The sequence below is a fragment of the Cupriavidus sp. TMH.W2 genome (assembly GCF_050847365.1).
GTDB lineage: Bacteria > Pseudomonadota > Gammaproteobacteria > Burkholderiales > Burkholderiaceae > Cupriavidus.
This window is the reverse complement of record NZ_CP193792.1, coordinates 983,015-1,000,668: the sequence shown is the minus strand read 5'-3', so window position 1 is coordinate 1,000,668 and position 17,654 is coordinate 983,015. Positions and strand designations below refer to the sequence as shown.

Annotated in this window: 14 protein-coding genes and 1 riboswitch; of the genes, 9 read left to right on the top strand and 5 right to left on the bottom strand. The window is 68.1% G+C overall.

The window, feature by feature from the left end; translation table 11 throughout:
* Window positions 1-4 precede the first annotated feature (4 nt).
* The 4 genes from ACREYQ_RS04665 to ACREYQ_RS04650 all read right to left on the bottom strand — a co-directional run bounded on the left by ACREYQ_RS04665 (window position 5) and on the right by ACREYQ_RS04650 (window position 4,963).
* The gene (locus ACREYQ_RS04665; RefSeq protein WP_114131430.1) at window positions 5-421 is read right to left on the bottom strand and encodes a group II truncated hemoglobin; all 417 of its coding nucleotides are present in this window, start codon (window positions 419-421) and stop codon (window positions 5-7) included.
* Window positions 422-456: 35 nt separating this feature from the next.
* The gene (locus tag ACREYQ_RS04660) at window positions 457-3,063 is read right to left on the bottom strand and encodes an ABC transporter permease (RefSeq protein ID WP_432259614.1); all 2,607 of its coding nucleotides are present in this window, start codon (window positions 3,061-3,063) and stop codon (window positions 457-459) included.
* Window positions 3,064-3,134: 71 nt separating this feature from the next.
* Complete coding sequence (locus ACREYQ_RS04655) at window positions 3,135-3,737, bottom strand: DUF4126 domain-containing protein (RefSeq protein ID WP_432259613.1); 603 nt, start codon at window positions 3,735-3,737, stop codon at window positions 3,135-3,137.
* A 128-nt stretch (window positions 3,738-3,865) separates the two neighbouring features.
* Window positions 3,866-4,963 carry a substrate-binding domain-containing protein gene (locus tag ACREYQ_RS04650; protein WP_432259612.1) on the bottom strand — a complete coding sequence of 366 codons (1,098 nt, stop codon included), beginning with the start codon at window positions 4,961-4,963 and terminating at the stop codon, window positions 3,866-3,868.
* 145 nt (window positions 4,964-5,108) lie between these two features.
* Here ACREYQ_RS04650 and ACREYQ_RS04645 point away from each other — a divergent pair, with 145 nt between their 5' ends.
* A complete protein-coding gene (locus ACREYQ_RS04645; protein ID WP_432259611.1) occupies window positions 5,109-5,942 on the top strand; it encodes a substrate-binding domain-containing protein in 834 nt (277 codons plus the stop codon).
* Window positions 5,943-5,969: 27 nt separating this feature from the next.
* On the opposite strand, the gene ACREYQ_RS04640 is transcribed toward ACREYQ_RS04645, so the two are convergent.
* Complete coding sequence (locus tag ACREYQ_RS04640; RefSeq protein WP_432259610.1) at window positions 5,970-6,917, bottom strand: LysR substrate-binding domain-containing protein; 948 nt, start codon at window positions 6,915-6,917, stop codon at window positions 5,970-5,972.
* Window positions 6,918-7,149: 232 nt separating this feature from the next.
* Between ACREYQ_RS04640 and xdhA the strand changes: the two genes are divergently transcribed.
* From xdhA to ACREYQ_RS04600, 8 genes are all read left to right on the top strand, one after another.
* On the top strand, window positions 7,150-8,652 hold the full coding sequence (gene xdhA, locus ACREYQ_RS04635) for a xanthine dehydrogenase small subunit (protein WP_432259609.1): 1,503 nt from the start codon (window positions 7,150-7,152) through the stop codon (window positions 8,650-8,652).
* Between the two features lie 25 nt (window positions 8,653-8,677).
* On the top strand, window positions 8,678-11,026 hold the full coding sequence (gene xdhB, locus ACREYQ_RS04630; RefSeq protein WP_432259608.1) for a xanthine dehydrogenase molybdopterin binding subunit: 2,349 nt from the start codon (window positions 8,678-8,680) through the stop codon (window positions 11,024-11,026).
* Window positions 11,027-11,217: 191 nt separating this feature from the next.
* Window positions 11,218-12,207: a xanthine dehydrogenase accessory protein XdhC gene (xdhC, locus tag ACREYQ_RS04625; protein WP_432259607.1), complete on the top strand. Its 990-nt coding sequence runs from the start codon at window positions 11,218-11,220 to the stop codon at window positions 12,205-12,207.
* 55 nt (window positions 12,208-12,262) lie between these two features.
* Window positions 12,263-13,318 carry an adenosine deaminase gene (locus tag ACREYQ_RS04620; protein WP_432259606.1) on the top strand — a complete coding sequence of 352 codons (1,056 nt, stop codon included), beginning with the start codon at window positions 12,263-12,265 and terminating at the stop codon, window positions 13,316-13,318.
* 76 nt (window positions 13,319-13,394) lie between these two features.
* A complete protein-coding gene (guaD, locus tag ACREYQ_RS04615; RefSeq protein WP_432259605.1) occupies window positions 13,395-14,717 on the top strand; it encodes a guanine deaminase in 1,323 nt (440 codons plus the stop codon).
* Window positions 14,718-14,902: 185 nt separating this feature from the next.
* A complete protein-coding gene (locus ACREYQ_RS04610) occupies window positions 14,903-16,078 on the top strand; it encodes a fatty acid desaturase (protein ID WP_432259604.1) in 1,176 nt (391 codons plus the stop codon).
* A gap of 44 nt (window positions 16,079-16,122) precedes the next feature.
* Window positions 16,123-16,332, top strand: a riboswitch (yybP-ykoY riboswitch).
* A 64-nt stretch (window positions 16,333-16,396) separates the two neighbouring features.
* Window positions 16,397-16,972, top strand: coding sequence for a TMEM165/GDT1 family protein (locus tag ACREYQ_RS04605; protein ID WP_432259603.1), 576 nt, complete (start codon window positions 16,397-16,399; stop codon window positions 16,970-16,972).
* 137 nt (window positions 16,973-17,109) lie between these two features.
* Window positions 17,110-17,526, top strand: a complete 417-nt coding sequence (locus tag ACREYQ_RS04600; RefSeq protein ID WP_432259602.1) for a hypothetical protein — start codon at window positions 17,110-17,112, stop codon at window positions 17,524-17,526.
* Window positions 17,527-17,654: the final 128 nt, after the last annotated feature.

Here is a 17,654-nt window from a genome sequence, read left to right as displayed (position 1 = left end):
CGCCTCAGCGCGCCACGTTGCGCATCCAGTCCGCGGTCTGGAAGAAGGCCTGCATCAGGCGCAGCTGCAAGTCCTCGGACAGTCCGACATCCTGCATCGCCAGCGCCATGCAGCGCATCCACTGGTCGCGCTCGCTCACGCCGATCTCGAACGGCATATGGCGCGCGCGCAGGCGCGGATGGCCGAAGCGCTCGATAAAGTGGTTGGGGCCGCCCAGCCAGCCGCACAGGAACCAGAACAGCTTGTCGCGCGAACCCTCCAGCGACGGCGGATGCAGCGCGCGCAGCCCGGCGAACTGGGTCTCCAGGTCCATCAGGTCGTAGAAACGGTCGACCAGCTCGCGCACGCGCGCCTCACCGCCCACCAGTTCAAATGCGGTCACTTCGGCCGTGCCGGGCTTGTCGTTGGATTCAGTACTCATCACACACTCGGTTTGCGCGCCTGAAGCAATCTGCCTCAGGCATCACGCAAGGTAGCCAGTGCAGGCTGGCGCAGCACTTCGCGCAAGCCCAGCCAGCCACCGGCAAAAGCGCACAGCATGCCAGAAACCACGCCCACCGGAACGATCCAGGCATTGAAGCGGTACGGGAAGTCGAAGACGAACTGCGACAGGCCCCAGCCCACCGCGATCGCGCCGAGGCTGGCCAGGAATCCGGCCAGGCCGCCCACCACCAGGAATTCGGCGTACTGGGTCTGGCGCACCAGCGCGGCCGAGGCGCCCAGCGCCTTGAGCAGGCCGGCGTCGCGCATGCGCTCGTCGCGCGCGCCCGACAGCGCGGCGTACAGCACCGTCACGCCGGCGGCCAGCGTGAACACAAAGAGGAACTCCACCGCCGCGATCACCTGGTCCAGGATGTCCTGGATCTGGCGCAGGATCAGGTCGGTATTGACCACGGTGATGTTGGGGAAGGCCGCGATCAGCCGGTTGCCCAGCGCCGCGCTGGCGGGCGGCAGGTGGAACGAGGTGATGTAGGTCTCGGGCAGCCCCTGCATCGCCTGCGGCGGCAGGATCACGAAGAAATTGACGCGCATCGAGCCCCAGTCGAGCTTGCGCAGCGAGGTCACGCGGGCCTGCACGGCCTGGCCGGCCACGTCGAAGCGCAGCATGTCGCCCAGGCGGATGCCCAGCGTCTTGGCGATACCCTCTTCCACCGACGCGCCTGCCCCGGAACCGTTGGACCAGGTTCCCGCAATCACGCGGTTGCCCTCGGGCAGCGCATCGGTATAGGACAGGTTGAACTCCCGCTCCACCAGGTTGCGCGCGCGCCCGTCCTCGAAGCTGTCGCCGCGGATGGCGCGCGCGCCGATATGGGTCAGGCGCCCGCGCACCATCGGGTAGAGCAGGTCCTTGATGCCGGCGCCGGCCAGCATCTGGCGCAGCGGCTCGCGCTGGTCCGGCTGGATGTTGATGATGAAGCGGTTGGGCGCATCGGCCGGCGTGGCGTTGCGCCAGGAATCGACCAGGTCGTTGCGGGTCATGCCGAGCAGCAGCAGCGCCATCAGCCCCACCGCCAGCGCCACGGTCTGCAGCACCGTGACCGCGCGGCGGCGCTCCAGCACCGCCAGCGCAAAGCGCCAGCCCATCGCCGCGCGCCCGCGCAGGCGCCCCCGCAGCAGGCGCGACAGCAGCGTCAGCAGCCCCAGCGCCAGCACGGCAAAGACCACGCCCGCGGCGACAAAGCCGCCCGCCGTGGTCAGCCCGAGCTTCAGGTCGCGCGCCGCCACCAGCAGCAGCGCGACAAAGGCGCCCAGGCCCAGCGCATAGGCCACCCAGGCCAACACCGGCGGCAGCCCGATATCGCGCCGCAGGACCCGCAGCGGCGCCACCCGGGTCAGCGCCAGCAGCGGCGGCAGCGCAAACCCGGCCAGCAGCACCAGCCCGGCCAGCACCCCCACCAGCGCCGGCAGCAGCGACGGCTGCGGCAGCGACACCTTGAGCAGCCCGCCCAGCGACAGCAGCAGCCCATAGTGCGCGAGGTAGCCGAGCAGCACCCCGGCCAGCGCGCCGGCCGCGCCCACCAGCAGGAACTCCAGCCCGAAGGCGCGCAGGATCTGCCCGCGCGACAGGCCCAGGCACTTGTAGACCGCGCAGGCATCGGTGTGGCGCTGCATATAGCGGCGCGCCGACATGGCGATGGCCACCGCCGCGATCATCGACGACAGCACCGCCACCAGCGACAGGAAGCGCTCGGCGCGGTCCAGCGTGGCGCGCATCTGGGGCTGGCCCGACTCCAGCGACTCGATCCGGGTATTGCGCAGCTTGCGGCGTTCGATCTCGTCCTGCGCCCATTTCTGGAAGGCGGCGCCGGCGGCGTCCGGCCCGGCCACCAGCAGCCGGTAGGTCACGCGGCTGCCCCAGCCGATCAGCCCGGTGCTGTCCAGGTCCGACAGCGGCATCAGCACGCGCGGCGCGAAGTTCATGAAGCCGGTGCCGCGATCGAGCTCCTGCGTGATGATGCGGTCGATGCGGAAGCCGCGGCTGCCCAGCCGCAGGGTGTCGCCCACGGCAACGCCCAGCGCGCCCAGCAGCGCCTCGTCGACCCATACCGTGCCCGGTGCGGGAATGCCGTCTGCGGGCGCATCGGGCGCGCCCGGCGCGCCGGCCACCCTGAGCTTGCCGCGCAGCGGATAGCCGTCGGTCACCGCCTTGAGCGCGGCCAGCTGGCTGGGGGCCTCGGCGCCATCCCGCGCCTTGCCGCTGGCGGTGGCCATGCTCGGGAAGGTGACGGTCTGCGCCACGGCCAGCCCCGCCGCCCGGGCCCGCTGCGCGAAGGCGGCATCGAAGGGCTGGTCGGCCACCAGCAGCACGTCGGACCCGATCATCTGGCGCGCGTCGCGCTCCAGGCCCAGCCGCATGCGGTCGGCCAGGAAGCCCACGCTGGTCAGCGCGGCCACGGCCAGCACCAGTGCGAACAGCAGCAGATAGAGCTCGCCCGCGAGCCAGTCGCGCCGGGCCATGCGCAGCGCCTGGCGCCAGGCGGAGAAACTGCCGCCATGCGCAGGGCGCGCGCTTGCAGGATTGGCGGCAGTGGTCGGGATGTCGATGGCGGACTCGGAGGGCATCGGTTGGTGGTTCTTGGTTCCCGGCGCCAGTGCGCTTCGGGTCAATCGAACAATGAAGAAAGGGCGCACCGCTAGTGCGGTGTGTCCGGCCGCTGTGTCCTGCCGCGCAGGCTCGCATGCAGCCGGCGCACGCCGCGCCACAGTTTCGGCAGCAGCCACGCCGACACCAGCAGGAAGAGCACCAGCACCACCAGGAACACCACCGGCAGGAAAAACGCCAGCAGCAGGCTGCCGGTCGCGGTCAGGTCTTCAGTGAATGAGGCCGTCCAGTTGGAAAACGGTTCCGGCGACACGTTGATGAGCGCGCGCGTGCCGGCCTTGACCGCATGCGCGGTGCCGGCCAGCGTGCCGCCGATCAGCCCGGCCGCGACCATCCACTGCGGGTCGAGCTGGCCGAACGCGGCGGCGGCCAGGATCGCGCCGGCGGGGATGCGGATGAAGGTATGGATGCCGTCCCAGACGGTATCGAACGCCGGCACCTTGTCGGCAACGAATTCCGCCACGGCCAGCGCCGCGGCCACGCCGATCACCCACCAGGATTCCAGCGGCTGCAGCCCGGGCGGCAGCTCCAGCCAGCCCAGGCGCGCCAGCACGCCGGCGGCCAGCACGGCAAGGTAGAGGCGAAATCCGCTGGCCCAGGACATGCCCGCGGCCAGCGCGGCGGTTTCCAGCATGGCGCTCCTTGCAAGGGTGCGGCGCGGGCCAGTGCAGACAATGGCGCGCCCTGGCAGGGAGTGTAATACGGACCGGGCGGCGCGGCGCCCGCCGCCTTCACGCGGCCTTCACGCCACCCGAATGCCCCTCAGCCTTCTTCCTTGCCGTCCGGGCCGAACCACGGCAACGCCTCTTGCGGGGTCAGGATGCCAGCCGGCTCCGCCATGGTGTAGCCGGGCAGCGCCTCGATGCGCCGGGCAAAGGCCGGATCCGCCAGCAAGGCCAGCAGCGCGGCCATCCAGCCGGCGGTCTGGTCGTTCTTGCGCAGCGCCAGGTAGTAGGCCTCGCGCGTCAGCGGCACGAAAACCAGCCCAAGGACCTCGGCATTCATGCGCAGCCCGAAGCCAGCCTGGGCGCGGCCGCCGTGCACGGCTTCGGCCACTTTCTCATTGCTGAACTCGGTCTCGTCGTAGCCGGCGATCTGGTCCGGATACAGGCCCTGCGCAGCCAGCAGCTGGTCGAACAGCATGCGCGTGCCCGAACTGCGCTGCCGGTTGACGAAGCGCGCCTGGGTGCGCGCCAGGCTGCGCAGGTCATGCACCTCGCGCGCCACCTCCGGCGCCAGGATCAGGCCCTGCTCGCGCCAGGCCAGCCGCAGCAGCCGCACCGAGGCCGGGCGCAGCCACTTGCGCAGCGTCACATGCGCGACCGAGCCCGCGGTCTGCACCGGCGAGACATAGAACCCGGCCAGTTCCGACTGCCGCTCCTGCAGGCAGATCAGCCCTTCCACGCTGCCGCAGAACACCGTGTCGAGCTGCAGCGGGGCTCTTGCCTGGCCCAGCGCGGCGGCCAGCACCTCCACCGCCGGGTCATGGCTGCCGGTGAAATGCACCTGCGACTGGGGCAGCTGGGCATCGTCCAGTTCGGCAATGAAGTCCGCCATGGCCTTCTGCACCACCGGGTCGACCGATTCGCGCAGGCGCAGTTCGGCACGCAGCAGCCGTTCGCCGAAGCGCGTCAGCGATGCGCCGCGCCCGCGCTCCATGTCCAGCATGCTGCGCCCGAGCATCTCCTCCCAGGTCCGCATCACGCCCCAGGCATGACGGTACGACAGCCCGATCTCGCGCGCGGCACGGTGCAGCGACCCGGTCTCGCGCACGGCCTTGAGCAGCTGGAACACCTTGCTGTTGGCGCGCGGATTGTCGTCGGCCGCGATCACCGGAAACAGGTCAAAGCGGAAGGTCATATGTTCTCCGCTACATATTTACGAGTCGGTCCTGGCTGCACCACAATGAATACCTCATTCTTATGTTCTTTTGCCGCATTCTCCATGAGATCCAAAGGCAAAAGCAATTATGTTTGCTGGAACATAATACAAAGGAACCCACCGCATGCCGCCTCGCCTTGCCCAACGCCTGCGCCGCCCTGTGCGCCATCTCTTTGCGATTGCCTGCGCAGGACTGCTGTCGGCGGCCCATGCCGGGGAACTGAAGCTGGCCACCACCACCAGCACCGAGAACTCCGGCCTGCTGAAGTACCTGCTGCCGCGCTTCGAGCAGAAATCGGGCGTCACCGTGAAGGTGATCGCCGTGGGCTCGGGCAAGGCCATGAAGATGGGCGAGATGGGCGATGTCGACGTGCTGCTGGTGCACGCCCGCAAGATGGAAGACGCTTTCGTTGCGGCCGGCTACGGCGTGAACCGGCGCGACGTGATGTACAACGATTTCATCGTGGTCGGGCCGGCCGGCGACCCGGCAGGCGTCAAAGGCGGCAAGGACGTGCTGACCGGGTTCCGCAAGCTCGCCGGCAGCGGCAGCAAGTTCATCTCGCGCGGCGACAACTCCGGCACCGACGTGATGGAGAAGGAATACTGGAAACAGCTTGGCATCGAGCCCAAGGGCCTGCCGTGGTACGTCAACGCTGGCCTGGGCATGGGCGAGGTGCTGACCATGGCGGCGCAGATGCCGGCTTATACGCTGTCGGACCGCGCCACATACGGCGCCTATCGCGCCAAAACCGGCCTGGCCATCGCCATCGAAGGCGATCCGAAGATGTTCAACCCGTACGGGGTTATCGCGGTCAACCCGGCCAAGCATCCGGGCACCAACTATACGGATGCGATGAAGCTGGTGGATTGGATCACGTCCAGGGAAGGGCAGGACGCGATTGCCGGGTACAAGGTGGAAGGCGAGCAGCTGTTCTTTCCGGACTACAAGGCAAGGTAGGCCCCCTCGCCAGCCACCCCGGCCTGCTCAGCCCGCCTCCGCCTCCAGCCTCGGCAACTGAGGCAGATCCGCCGCCACCTCAGCAATCATCCGCCGGATCCACATCACATCCGGCGCCGCGTGGCAGCGCTCGTGCCACAGCTGGTAGAAGCGCATGCGCGGGAAGGACACCGGCGACGGCACCATGCGGATCGGCAGGTACTGCGCATAGTGCGCGGCGAACTGCCGGCCGGTGGTAAAGACCATATCCGTCTTCATCAGCACATACGGCACCAGGCCGAAGTACGGCAGCGTGACCTGGATATTGCGCTTGTAACCCTGCTCGGCCAGTGCCTGGTCGATCATGCTGCGCTGCATCGACGCATACGGCGCGGGTGCCAGGTGCGGCATCTCCAGGTAATGCTTGAGGGTCAGGCCCTTGCGCGCCAGCGGATGCTGCGCGCCCAGCATGCACACCACCTCGTCGTCGAACAGCGGCGAGATATGCAGGTGCTCCGGCGGCGACAGCCAGTTGCCGACCACGAGATCCAGCTGCCCCTGCTCCAGGTCGTCCAGGAAGTCCGACGACGACGTCATCGGATGCACGAACAGCTTGGCGCCCGGCGCCAGCCGGCGCACGCGCTCGACAATATTGGGCAGGAAGAAGGCATCCAGGTAGTCGGGCGCGCCCAGGTGGAAGGTGCGCGTGGTGGTGGCCGGGTCAAACTGCTGCGGCGGGCGCGCGATGCGGTCCATCGCGGCCAGGCTCTGCTCGGCCAGCGCCAGCAGTTCGCGGCCGCGCTCGGTCGGCACCATGCCGTTTTTGCCCCGCACCAAAATGGCATCACCGGTGATCTCGCGCAGGCGCTTCAGGGTGTTGCTGATGGCAGGCTGGGACTGGCCCAGGCGCACGGCCGTGCGGGTCACGCTCTGCTCGGTCAGCAGGGTGTGAAGCACCCGCAGCAAATAAGTATCGAGATGGTCGCGTCCGTGCATGGCGATGGCGGCCCTCCGGCGGGGGCCAGATGGGTGGCGTGGGGGATGGGAACGGCGCATAGTGTATGACAGGCACCCCACTTACGGTCAAATCACCCCCTCCGGGGGGGGCGCCGCCCGGTGCGGCGGCGCACCGACCGTGGCGCCCGCTGATGGGGCATATCACCTGGGCCGAATATTGCAGGAAAGGCCAGGGTGCTATGTTTCCGCCATCACCAAGAGAGAGAAGACCATGGAGACGCAAACCATCCGCTTTTTCCACCGCGGCCAGGTCAAGGAAGTATCCGACGCCCCCATTACCCGCACCGTGCTGCAGTACCTGCGTGAAGACGCGCGCTGCACCGGCACCAAGGAAGGCTGCGCCGAAGGCGACTGCGGCGCCTGCACCGTCGTGATCGGCGAGCTGCAGGACGGCGGCGATGTCGAATTCAAGGCGGTCAACGCCTGCATCCAGTTCCTGCCCACGCTCGACGGCAAGGCCCTGATCACGGTCGAGGACCTGCGCCAGGCCGACGGCAACCTGCACCCGGTGCAGGAAGCCCTGGTCGAATGCCACGGCTCGCAGTGCGGCTTCTGCACCCCCGGCTTCGTGATGTCGCTGTGGGCGCTGTACCAGCAGCACACCCCGGGTGGCGATGCCCCCCCGCGCCAGACCATCTGCGACGCGCTGACCGGCAACCTGTGCCGCTGCACCGGCTACCGCCCGATCATCGACGCCGGCGAGCGCATGATGGCCCTGCCCGCCCCGACCGCGGACAAGCTCAACCCGAAGCAGATCGCCGACACCCTGCGCAACCTCAAGCGCGGCGAAACCTTCCGCTACCGCGCCCAGGGCCAGGAGTTCTTTGCCCCGCGCACCGCGGCCGAGTTCGGCGCGATCAAGGCGGCGCAGCCCGATATCCGCATCCTGGCCGGCAGCACCGACGTGGGCCTGTGGGTGACCAAGCAGTTCCGCGAACTGGGCAACCTGCTCTACGTGGGCCAGGTGGAAGACCTGAACCAGATCGAACAGCGCGACGGCATGGTCGAGATCGGCGCCGCCGTGACGCTGGAAAAGGCCTACGCCGCGCTGAACGCCGCGCACCCCGAGCTGGAAGAGATGTGGAAGCGCTTTGCCTCGCTGCCGATCCGCAATGCCGGCACGCTGGGCGGCAATATCGCCAACGGCTCGCCGATCGGCGACTCGATGCCGGCGCTGATCGCGCTGGGCACGGAAGTGGTGCTGCAGCATGGCGAGACGCGCCGCACGCTGCCGCTGGAAGACCTGTACCTGGCCTACCAGAAGACCGCGATGCAGCCGGGCGAATTCGTCGCCGCGATGCGCGTGCCGGTGGCCGGTCCGCAGCACTTCCGCACCTACAAGCTGTCCAAACGTTTTGACGAGGATATTTCCGCCGTGTGTGCCGCATTCGGCATCACCGTGCAGGACGGCATCGTCACGCAGGCCCGCATCGCCTTCGGCGGCATGGCCGCCACGCCCAAGCGCGGCGCCGCCACCGAAGCGGCCCTGACCGGCCAGCCGTGGAACGAAGCCACCGCCCGCGCCGGCATGGCCGCGCTGGCGCAGGACTACACGCCGCTGTCCGACATGCGCGCGACCGCGTCCTACCGCAGCCGCGGCGCCGCCAACCTGCTGTACCGCTTCTGGCTGGAGACCAACGCCGAAGCGCTGCCCGCGGCAGCCGTCAACGTCCGCGCCATCGGCGCCGGCGCCCCTGAAACCGCCACGGCCTGAGCCAGAGAAAAAGGAAAGCATCGGCATGAACAAGCAAACCGAACCCTTCCTGCTCGACGCCACCGCCGAGCAGGTTCCGCAGGTCGGCGTCTCGCGTCCGCACGAATCCGCCCACCTGCACGTGGCCGGCACCGCCACCTACACGGATGACATCCCCGAGCTGGCCGGCACGCTGCACGCCGCGCTCGGCATGAGCACCCGCGCGCACGCCCGCATCAAGTCGATCTCGCTCGACAAGGTGCGCGCCGCGCCCGGCGTGGTCGACGTGCTGACGGTGGACGACATCCCCGGCACCAACGAATGCGGCCCGATCATCCACGACGACCCCATCCTGGCGCGCGACGTGGTCCAGTTCATCGGCCAGCCGATCTTTATCGTGGTGGCGACCTCGCATGACGCGGCACGCCGCGCCGCGCGCCTGGGCGCGATCGACTACGAAGACCTGCCCCCGGTGCTGTCGCCGCAAGCCGCGCACGAGGCCGGCAGCTATGTGCTGCCGCCCATGCACCTGACGCGCGGCGAGCCCGCCGCGCGCATCGCCGGCGCGAGCCACCAGGACAGCGGCAGGATCCACCTGGGCGGCCAGGAGCAGTTCTACCTGGAAGGCCAGATCTCTTACGCCGCCCCGCGCGAGAACGACGGCATGCATGTGTGGTGCTCGACCCAGCACCCGACCGAAATGCAGCACGCGGTGTGCCATATGCTGGGCTGGCATGCGCACCAGGTGCTGGTCGAATGCCGCCGCATGGGCGGCGGCTTCGGCGGCAAGGAATCGCAGTCGGCGCTGTTCGCCTGCTGCGCCGCGCTGGCCGCCTGGAAGCTGATGTGCCCGGTCAAGCTGCGCCCGGACCGCGACGACGACATGATGATCACCGGCAAGCGCCATGACTTCGTGTTCGACTACACCGTGGGCCATGACGACGAAGGCCACATCGAGGGCGTCAAGGTCGAGATGGTGTCGCGCGCCGGCTTCTCGGCCGACCTGTCGGGCCCGGTGATGACCCGCGCCATCTGCCACTTCGACAACGCCTACTGGCTGCCGAACGTGCAGATCGACGGCTACTGCGGCAAGACCAACACGCAGAGCAACACCGCCTTCCGCGGCTTCGGCGGCCCGCAGGGCGCGTTCGCGGTCGAGTACATCCTGGACAACGTCGCCCGCGCGGTCGGCAAGGATTCGCTGGACGTGCGCCGCGCCAACTTCTACGGCAAGACCGAGAACAACGTCACGCCTTACGGCCAGACCGTGGAAGACAACGTCATCCACGAACTGATCGACGAACTGGTCGCCAGCAGCGAATACCGCGCCCGCCGCGAGGCCACGCGCGCGTTCAACGCCACCAGCCCGGTCCTGAAGAAGGGCATCGCCATCACCCCGGTGAAGTTCGGCATCTCGTTCAACGTCGCCCACTTCAACCAGGCCGGCGCGCTGGTGCACGTCTACAACGACGGCTCGGTGCTGGTGAACCATGGCGGCACCGAGATGGGCCAGGGCCTGAACACCAAGGTGGCGATGGTGGTGGCGCACGAGCTGGGCATCCGCATGGAACGCGTGCGCGCGACCGCGACCGACACCAGCAAGGTGGCCAACACCTCCGCCACCGCCGCCTCGACCGGTGCCGACCTGAACGGCAAGGCCGCGCAGGACGCCGCGCGCCAGATCCGCGAGCGCCTGGCCGTGTTTGCCGCGCGCAAGGGCGGCGTGGAGCCGTCCGAGGTGCGCTTCAACGATGACCTGGTCAGCGCGGGCGAGTTGCGGATATCGTTCAGCGACCTGGCGCGCGAAGCCTATGTGGCGCGCGTGCAGCTGTGGTCCGACGGCTTCTACACCACGCCCAAGCTGCACTGGGACCAGAGCAAGCTGCAGGGCCGTCCGTTCTACTACTTCGCCTACGGTGCCGCGTGCTCCGAGGTGCTGGTCGACACGCTCACCGGCGAATGGAAGCTGCTGCGTGCCGACGCGCTGCACGACTGCGGCCGCTCGCTGAACCCGGCGCTGGATATCGGCCAGGTCGAGGGCGCCTTTATCCAGGGCATGGGCTGGCTCACCACCGAGGAACTGTGGTGGAACAAGGACGGCAAGCTGATGACGCACGCCCCGTCCACGTACAAGATCCCGACGGTCAACGACTGCCCCGAGGAATTCAACGTGCGCCTGTTCCAGAACCGCAACGTCGAGGACAGCATCCACCGTTCCAAGGCCGTGGGCGAGCCGCCGCTGCTGCTGCCGTTCTCGGTGTTCTTCGCGATCCGCGACGCCGTGGCCGCCGTCGGCGACTACCGCATCAACCCGCCGCTGAAGGCCCCGGCCACCAGCGAGGCGATCCTGGACGCCGTCGACGCCGTGCGCGCAGCCGTGGCACAGCCAGCCTGAGCTGGCTGAACGATCGCAGGAAGCGCGCGCCTGCGGGCGCCCCCGGACTTTCCCCCCTTGGCCGCGTTGACGGGCAAGGGGCCGGAGGAAGAAGCAGGTGCGCGCCCCCCTTGCGATGAGGCCGCGCAGGCAGCAGGACAGCATCAAGCAGCAACAAGCAGTAACCAGGCAACACCGACAAGGCCCCCGACATGCAGGACGCACCGCTCAAACCCTTCCGCTTCGCCGACGCCGCCCGCATGGTGCGCGCCGGCGTGCCGGTGGCGATGGTCACCATTGTCAAGGTCAAGGGCTCGGCCCCGCGCGAAGCCGGCATCCGCATGCTGGTCAGCGCCGACGACCTGGTCGGCACCATCGGCGGCGGCCACCTGGAGTGGCGCGGCATGGATATCGCGCGCGAAATGCTGGCGCGCAATGAAACCCGCCGGATCGAGCGCATCCCGCTGGGTCCCGCGCTGGGCCAGTGCTGCGGCGGCGTGGTACAGCTGGCGTTCGAGGTACTGGGCGAGGCCGACCTGGCGTGGCTTGATGCCGTGGCACGGAAGTTCGCGGCCCACTGCTCGCTGCAGCGGCAGGTCCCGGCCAGCGGCGCGGTCACGTTTGCCGACAGCCGCGCCGTCCTCCCCGGCGTGGCGTTGCACCCGGACGGCAGCTGGATCGATACGCTGGTGCCCGACACCATGCACGTGGTGCTGTTCGGCGCGGGCCATGTCGGCCACGCGCTGGTCAAGGTGCTGGCCACGCTGCCGTGCCGCGTGCACTGGGTCGACGAGCGCGACACGCTGTTCCCGGGCGGGCTGCCCGACAACGTCGAGGCCGAGGCCAGCGACACGCCCGAGGCCGTGGTGGCGCAGGCGCCCGCGGGCAGCTACTTCCTGGTCATGACGCACAGCCATGCGCTGGACCAGACCCTGTGCGAGGAAATCCTCAAGCGCACCGATTTCGCCTACTTCGGGCTGATCGGCTCCAAGACCAAGCGCGCGCGCTTTGAACACCGCATGGCCGAGCACGGCATCGACCCGGCCCGGTTTGCGGAAATGACATGCCCCATGGGGGTTCCAGGGATCACCGACAAGGCTCCGGCTATGATTGCGGTAGCCATCGTCGCCCAGCTGCTCCAGGTCCGCGAACAGCGCCTTGCCGCGCTGCGTGCGGGCCGCCTGGAGGCGGTGCATCCCTGAACCCGTGCCGCCGGCCCCGCCGGCAGGCACAGAAAAGCCCAGAAACGAGGCCCCCATGACCATCGATGCCGCGCTCGCGGAACAGATCCGCCGCACCCCAAAGGCCGAACTGCATGTGCATATCGAAGGCACGCTTGAGCCGGAGCTGATCTTCCGGCTGGCACAGCGCAACCAGGTGGCGCTGCCCTACCCGAGCGTCGAGGCGCTTCGCGCCGCCTATGCCTTCACCGACCTGCAGTCGTTCCTGGACATCTACTACGCCGGCGCCAGCGTGCTGCTGACCGAGGAAGATTTCTTCGACATGACCATGGACTACGTCAAGCGCGCCGTCGCCGACAACGTCCGCCACGCCGAGATTTTCTTCGATCCGCAGAGCCATACCGCGCGCGGCGTTCCCATCGGCGTGGTGATCGACGGCATTGCCGACGCGCTTGCCCAGGCACGCACCGAATATGACTTCTCCAGCAGCCTGATCCTGTGCTTCCTGCGCCATCTGCCAGAGGAAGACGCCTTTGCCACGCTGGAAGCGGCGCTGCCCTACCGCGACCGCTTTGTCGGCGTCGGGCTGGATTCGTCGGAAAAAGGCAATCCGCCGGAAAAATTCGCGCGCGTGTTCGCCAAGGCGCGCGAGCTCGGCCTGCACCTGGTCGCGCATGCGGGCGAGGAAGGCCCGGCGCAGTATGTCACCGATGCACTCGACATCCTCAAGGCGGAGCGCATCGACCACGGCGTGCGCGCCATCGACGATCCGGCACTGGTGGAACGCCTGGCGCGCGAGCGCGTGGCGCTGACCGTGTGCCCGCTGTCCAACGTCAAGCTAAAGGTCTACCCCGACCTGCGCAACCACCCGCTCAAGCGCATGCTCGATGCGGGCGTGATGATCACGCTGCATTCGGACGATCCGGCCTACTTCGGCGGCTATATGAACGCCAACTGGGAAGCCAGCTTTGACGCGCTGCCGCTGGATGCTGCCGACGCCCGCAAGCTTGCCCGCAACAGCTTTGAAGCGGCCTTCCTGCCTGCCATGCAGAAGGCCGAATTCCTGGCGGAAGTCGACCACTTCTGGTCGGCCCCGCCCAAGTCCCCGCCCGCGACGGCCCCGGCGGCCTGAGCACGGCGCACGCCAATAACCCGGCCCGTTGCCTGAACCCTTCGGTTCGGCGCGGGCCGGCCACAAGAGACAAACCATGACGACCAACCCCAAGACTGATTCCCTCACCCGTGCCATTCGCGGCCGCGTGCTGCATTTCCTGCGCGATCCGCAATTCCATGAGGATGCGTATCAGTATTGGGACGACGGGGTGCTGATCGTCACCAACGGGCGCATCGCCGCGGCCGGCGACTACACCCAGTTGTCCGCGCAGATCCCGGCCGACGCCGAGATCGTCGACCACCGCGGCAAGCTGATCGTGCCCGGCTTTATCGACACCCACGTGCACTACCCGCAGACCGACATGATCGCGTCGCCGTCGCCGGGCCTGCTGCACTGGCTCGACACCTACACCTTCCCCGAAGAACGCCGCTTTGCCGACCCCGACTACGCGCGCGGCGTGGCCGGCTTCTTCACCGAGGAACTGCTGCGCAACGGCACCACCAGCGCGGTGGTCTGGAGCACGGTGCACAAGGCCTCGGCCGAAGCCCTCTTCGCCGAGAGCGAGGCGCGCAACCTGCGCATGATCACCGGCAAGGTGATGATGGACCGCAACTGCCCCGAGTTCCTGCGCGATACCGCCGAGAGCGGTGCCCAGGACTCCGCCGACCTGCTGTCGCGCTGGCATAACAAGGGGCGCCTGGCCTACGCGATCACGCCGCGCTTTGCACCGACCTCGACCGAGGCACAGCTGGCCGCCTGCGGCGAGCTGGCGCGCGCCTACCCGGATGCCTTCATCCAGACCCACGTGGCCGAGAACCGCGACGAGGTCAAATGGGTGGCCGAGCTGTTCCCGGACGCGCGCAGCTACCTGGACGTGTACGACCGCTACGGCCTGCTGCGCCCGGGCGCGATGTACGGCCACGCCATCTACCTGGACCAGGACGACCGCCGGCGCCTGGCCGACAGCGGTGCCGCGGTGGCGCATTGCCCCACCTCCAACCTGTTCCTGGGCAGCGGCTTCTATGACTTCCACCAGTCCGACGCCAACCGCCTGAACGTGACGCTGGCCACCGATGTCGGCGGCGGCACCTCGTTCTCGATGTTCCGCACCATGAACGCCGCGCACAAGGTGGCGCGCATGGGCGGCTACTACCTGACCGCGCTGCGCATGTTCTACCTGGCCACCCGCGCCGCGGCCGAGGCGCTGGGCTGGACCGAACGCGTCGGCAGCTTCAGCGAAGGCTGCGAGGCCGACTTCATTGTGCTGGACCCCAAGGCCACGCCGCTGATCGCCCGCCGCAGCAACCGCTCGGAAACGCTGGAAGAGGAGCTGTTCGCCTTTGCCATGCTGGGCGACGACCGCGTGATCGACAGCGTCTATGTGATGGGCGAGGCTGCCCACGTGCCGGCCGCCTGATTCGTCACGCTGCGCCAGCAGCCGCCCGCCGCCCTGTGGCGGGCGTGCTTTTACAGCTACCCCCATCCCTCCGGCTTGACGGCCGTCAAGACTGTCTCCGACAAAGCCTTCTAACCTTGCGGTTCCGCCGCGGCCGTTCTGGCTTGCTGCGCAGATACCCATCGACCGCAATCAGAAGGTTCTGCATGACCGCTTATCAATCCGCTGATCCCGCCCCCGGGCATGCCCACACGCATGTCCCCGGGCACGCGCGCGCGCGCGCCCAGGCCCCACATGAGGCGCCCCTTCCGGAACCGATCGCGCCGGACGCGCCGATGCCCTCGCGCAAGATCATCCGCGGCTGGCTGATCCCGCTGGGCCAGCGCAGCACGCCGCGCGCACTGATGCTGTTCGCCTTCGATTACCTGCTGTTCGGCGCCGTGCTGGCAGGCGTGGTGCTGGCGCCGCACTGGGCGGCCAAGCTGGCGCTGGGCGTGCTGGCCGGGCTGATCATCGCGCGCCTGTTTATCATCGGCCACGATGCCTGCCACCAGAGCCTGACGCCGCGCCGCGGCCTGAACAAATGGCTGGGCCGGCTGACCTTCCTGCCGTCGCTGACGCCATACAGCCTGTGGGAAGTCGGCCACAACGTGGTGCATCACGGCTACACCAACCTGAAGGGCTTTGACTTTGTCTGGGCGCCCTACTCGCTGGAAGAGTTCAATGCGCTGCCGCGCTGGCGCCGCGTGATGGAGCGCATCTACCGCACCGGCTTTGGCCCGGGCCTCTACTACCTGGTGGAGATCTGGTGGTGCAAGCTGTTCTTCCCCAGCAAGCGCCAGATGGCCACGCGCCGCCCGATCTTCGTCGGAGACTGCATGTTGGTGGCCGCCTTCGGACTGGCCTGGATCGGCGCGCTGGTGGCGCTGGCGTTCGCGACCAGCCAGTCGGCATGGATGCTGCTCGGCGCGGGCTTCGTGCTGCCCTTCCTGGTGTGGAATGTCACCGTCGGCTTCGTGCTGTACGTGCACCACACCCACACCAGCGTCGCCTGGTATGACACCAAGGCGATGTGGGCCAAGGCGCAGCCCTTTGTCTCGACCACCGTGCACCTGCGCTTCCGCCACGGCATCGGCGCGGCGCTGCACCACATCATGGAACACACCGCGCACCACGTCGACATGAGCGTGCCGCTGTACCGGCTCAAGCGCGCCCAGGCGCTGCTGGAACACGCGCTGCCGGGCCGCATCATCATCGAGAACTTCTCCTGGCGCTGGTACTTCGACACCGCGCGCCGCTGCAAGCTCTATGACTTCAAGGCGCTGTGCTGGACCGATTTCCGCGGCCGCCAGACCAGCGACAACGCGCCGGTACCGGCCTGAGGCTGGCCTGCCCCGCTGCGGCGGGTGGACGCCTGCCGCCGCTGCCGTTATAATCGCCGCTTCCATTGGGGAGTAGCCGCCCTGCTCTCACCGCGCCGCGCAATGCGGACACCGGGGGACAGGGGCGTACGTCAACAGACTTGACCGCTTGCGGTTATGGCGTGCGCAGCTCCGGACCCGCCTGGGCCGTTCTGATACGGATCCGGCAGCGTCCAGCCTGGCGAGACCGATGACCATACCTTTCTGGCCGGGCCGGGAAAGGTGTGCGTCATTGGCATCTCGCGATGCATTGCGGCCCGGTTACCCCACAAAACAAACATGGAAGCCTTCCTCGTCTCCACAGGCATCGTTGCCCTTGCTGAAATGGGCGACAAGACGCAATTGCTGTCGCTGGTGCTGGCCGCGCGCTACCGCAAGCCCGTTCCCATCATTCTCGGCATCCTGGTCGCCACGCTGTTCAACCACGGCTTTGCCGGTGCGCTCGGCGGCTGGATCACGCACGTGCTGGGCGAAAGCCTGCTGCGCTGGATCCTGGGCCTGGGCTTTATCGCCATGGCCGGCTGGATGCTGATCCCCGACAAGTTCGACGACGACGAGCAGGCCAAGCCGGTCAAGGGCGCGCTCGGCATCCTCGGCACCACCATCGTCGCCTTCTTCTTTGCCGAGATGGGGGACAAGACCCAGATCGCCACGGTGGCGCTGGCTGCGCGTTTCAGCGATGCGGTGATCGCCGTGGTGGCCGGCACCACCTTCGGCATGATGCTTGCCAATGCGCCGGCGGTTCTGCTTGGCGACAAGTTTGCCAACAAGATGCCGATCGGGCTGGTGCACAAGATCGCTGCGGCAATCTTCCTGGTGCTTGGCGTGCTGGCGCTGCTTAACTTCGGCAAATGAAAGACAACTGAAAGCTGACCGGCGGGATGGTGTAACACGCCCTTACAACACTTTGTCCCGCCAGGCATGCGCTCGCCCGTTATGGAAGCCATCCGCATCTACGGACGCCCTGTATTCCATAACGAGGAGAAACTGCAATGCCAACCACAACCCACCCCATACAGCGGCCCCTGCCGCAACTCTGGAAGCCCGCGCTGGTGGCGCTGGCGGCCGCCTGCTCGCTGACCGGCTGCGTGACGGAACGCGTGGTCGTGCGCGAACCCGCGCCGCAGCACCAGGTGGTGCGCGCCATGCCGGCGCCGGTGCACGAAGACCGCGGCGCCGCACCGGGCTACGGCTGGAACTGGGTGCCCGGCCACTGGCGCTGGGCCGGCAATGACTGGCTCTGGGTGCACGGCAAATGGGTGCAGCAGCAGGTGCCGCCCATGCCTGCCGTCATCGTAGAGCAGATCACCGTGGCGCCGGCCCCGCATGCCTACTGGGTACCCGGCCACTGGGTGTGGCGCTACGACGCCGGCGGCGGCTGGATGTGGGTAAGGGGCGCCTGGCACTGAACGCGGGCAGTTGCCGCACAGGCCGCGAAGTAACAAAAAAAAACGGGGCACTAGGCCCCGTTCAAACCCTCGCCGGTCCGGTACTGATGGCTGCCAACTGCACAACCCTCCGGACCGTCGATCACCGA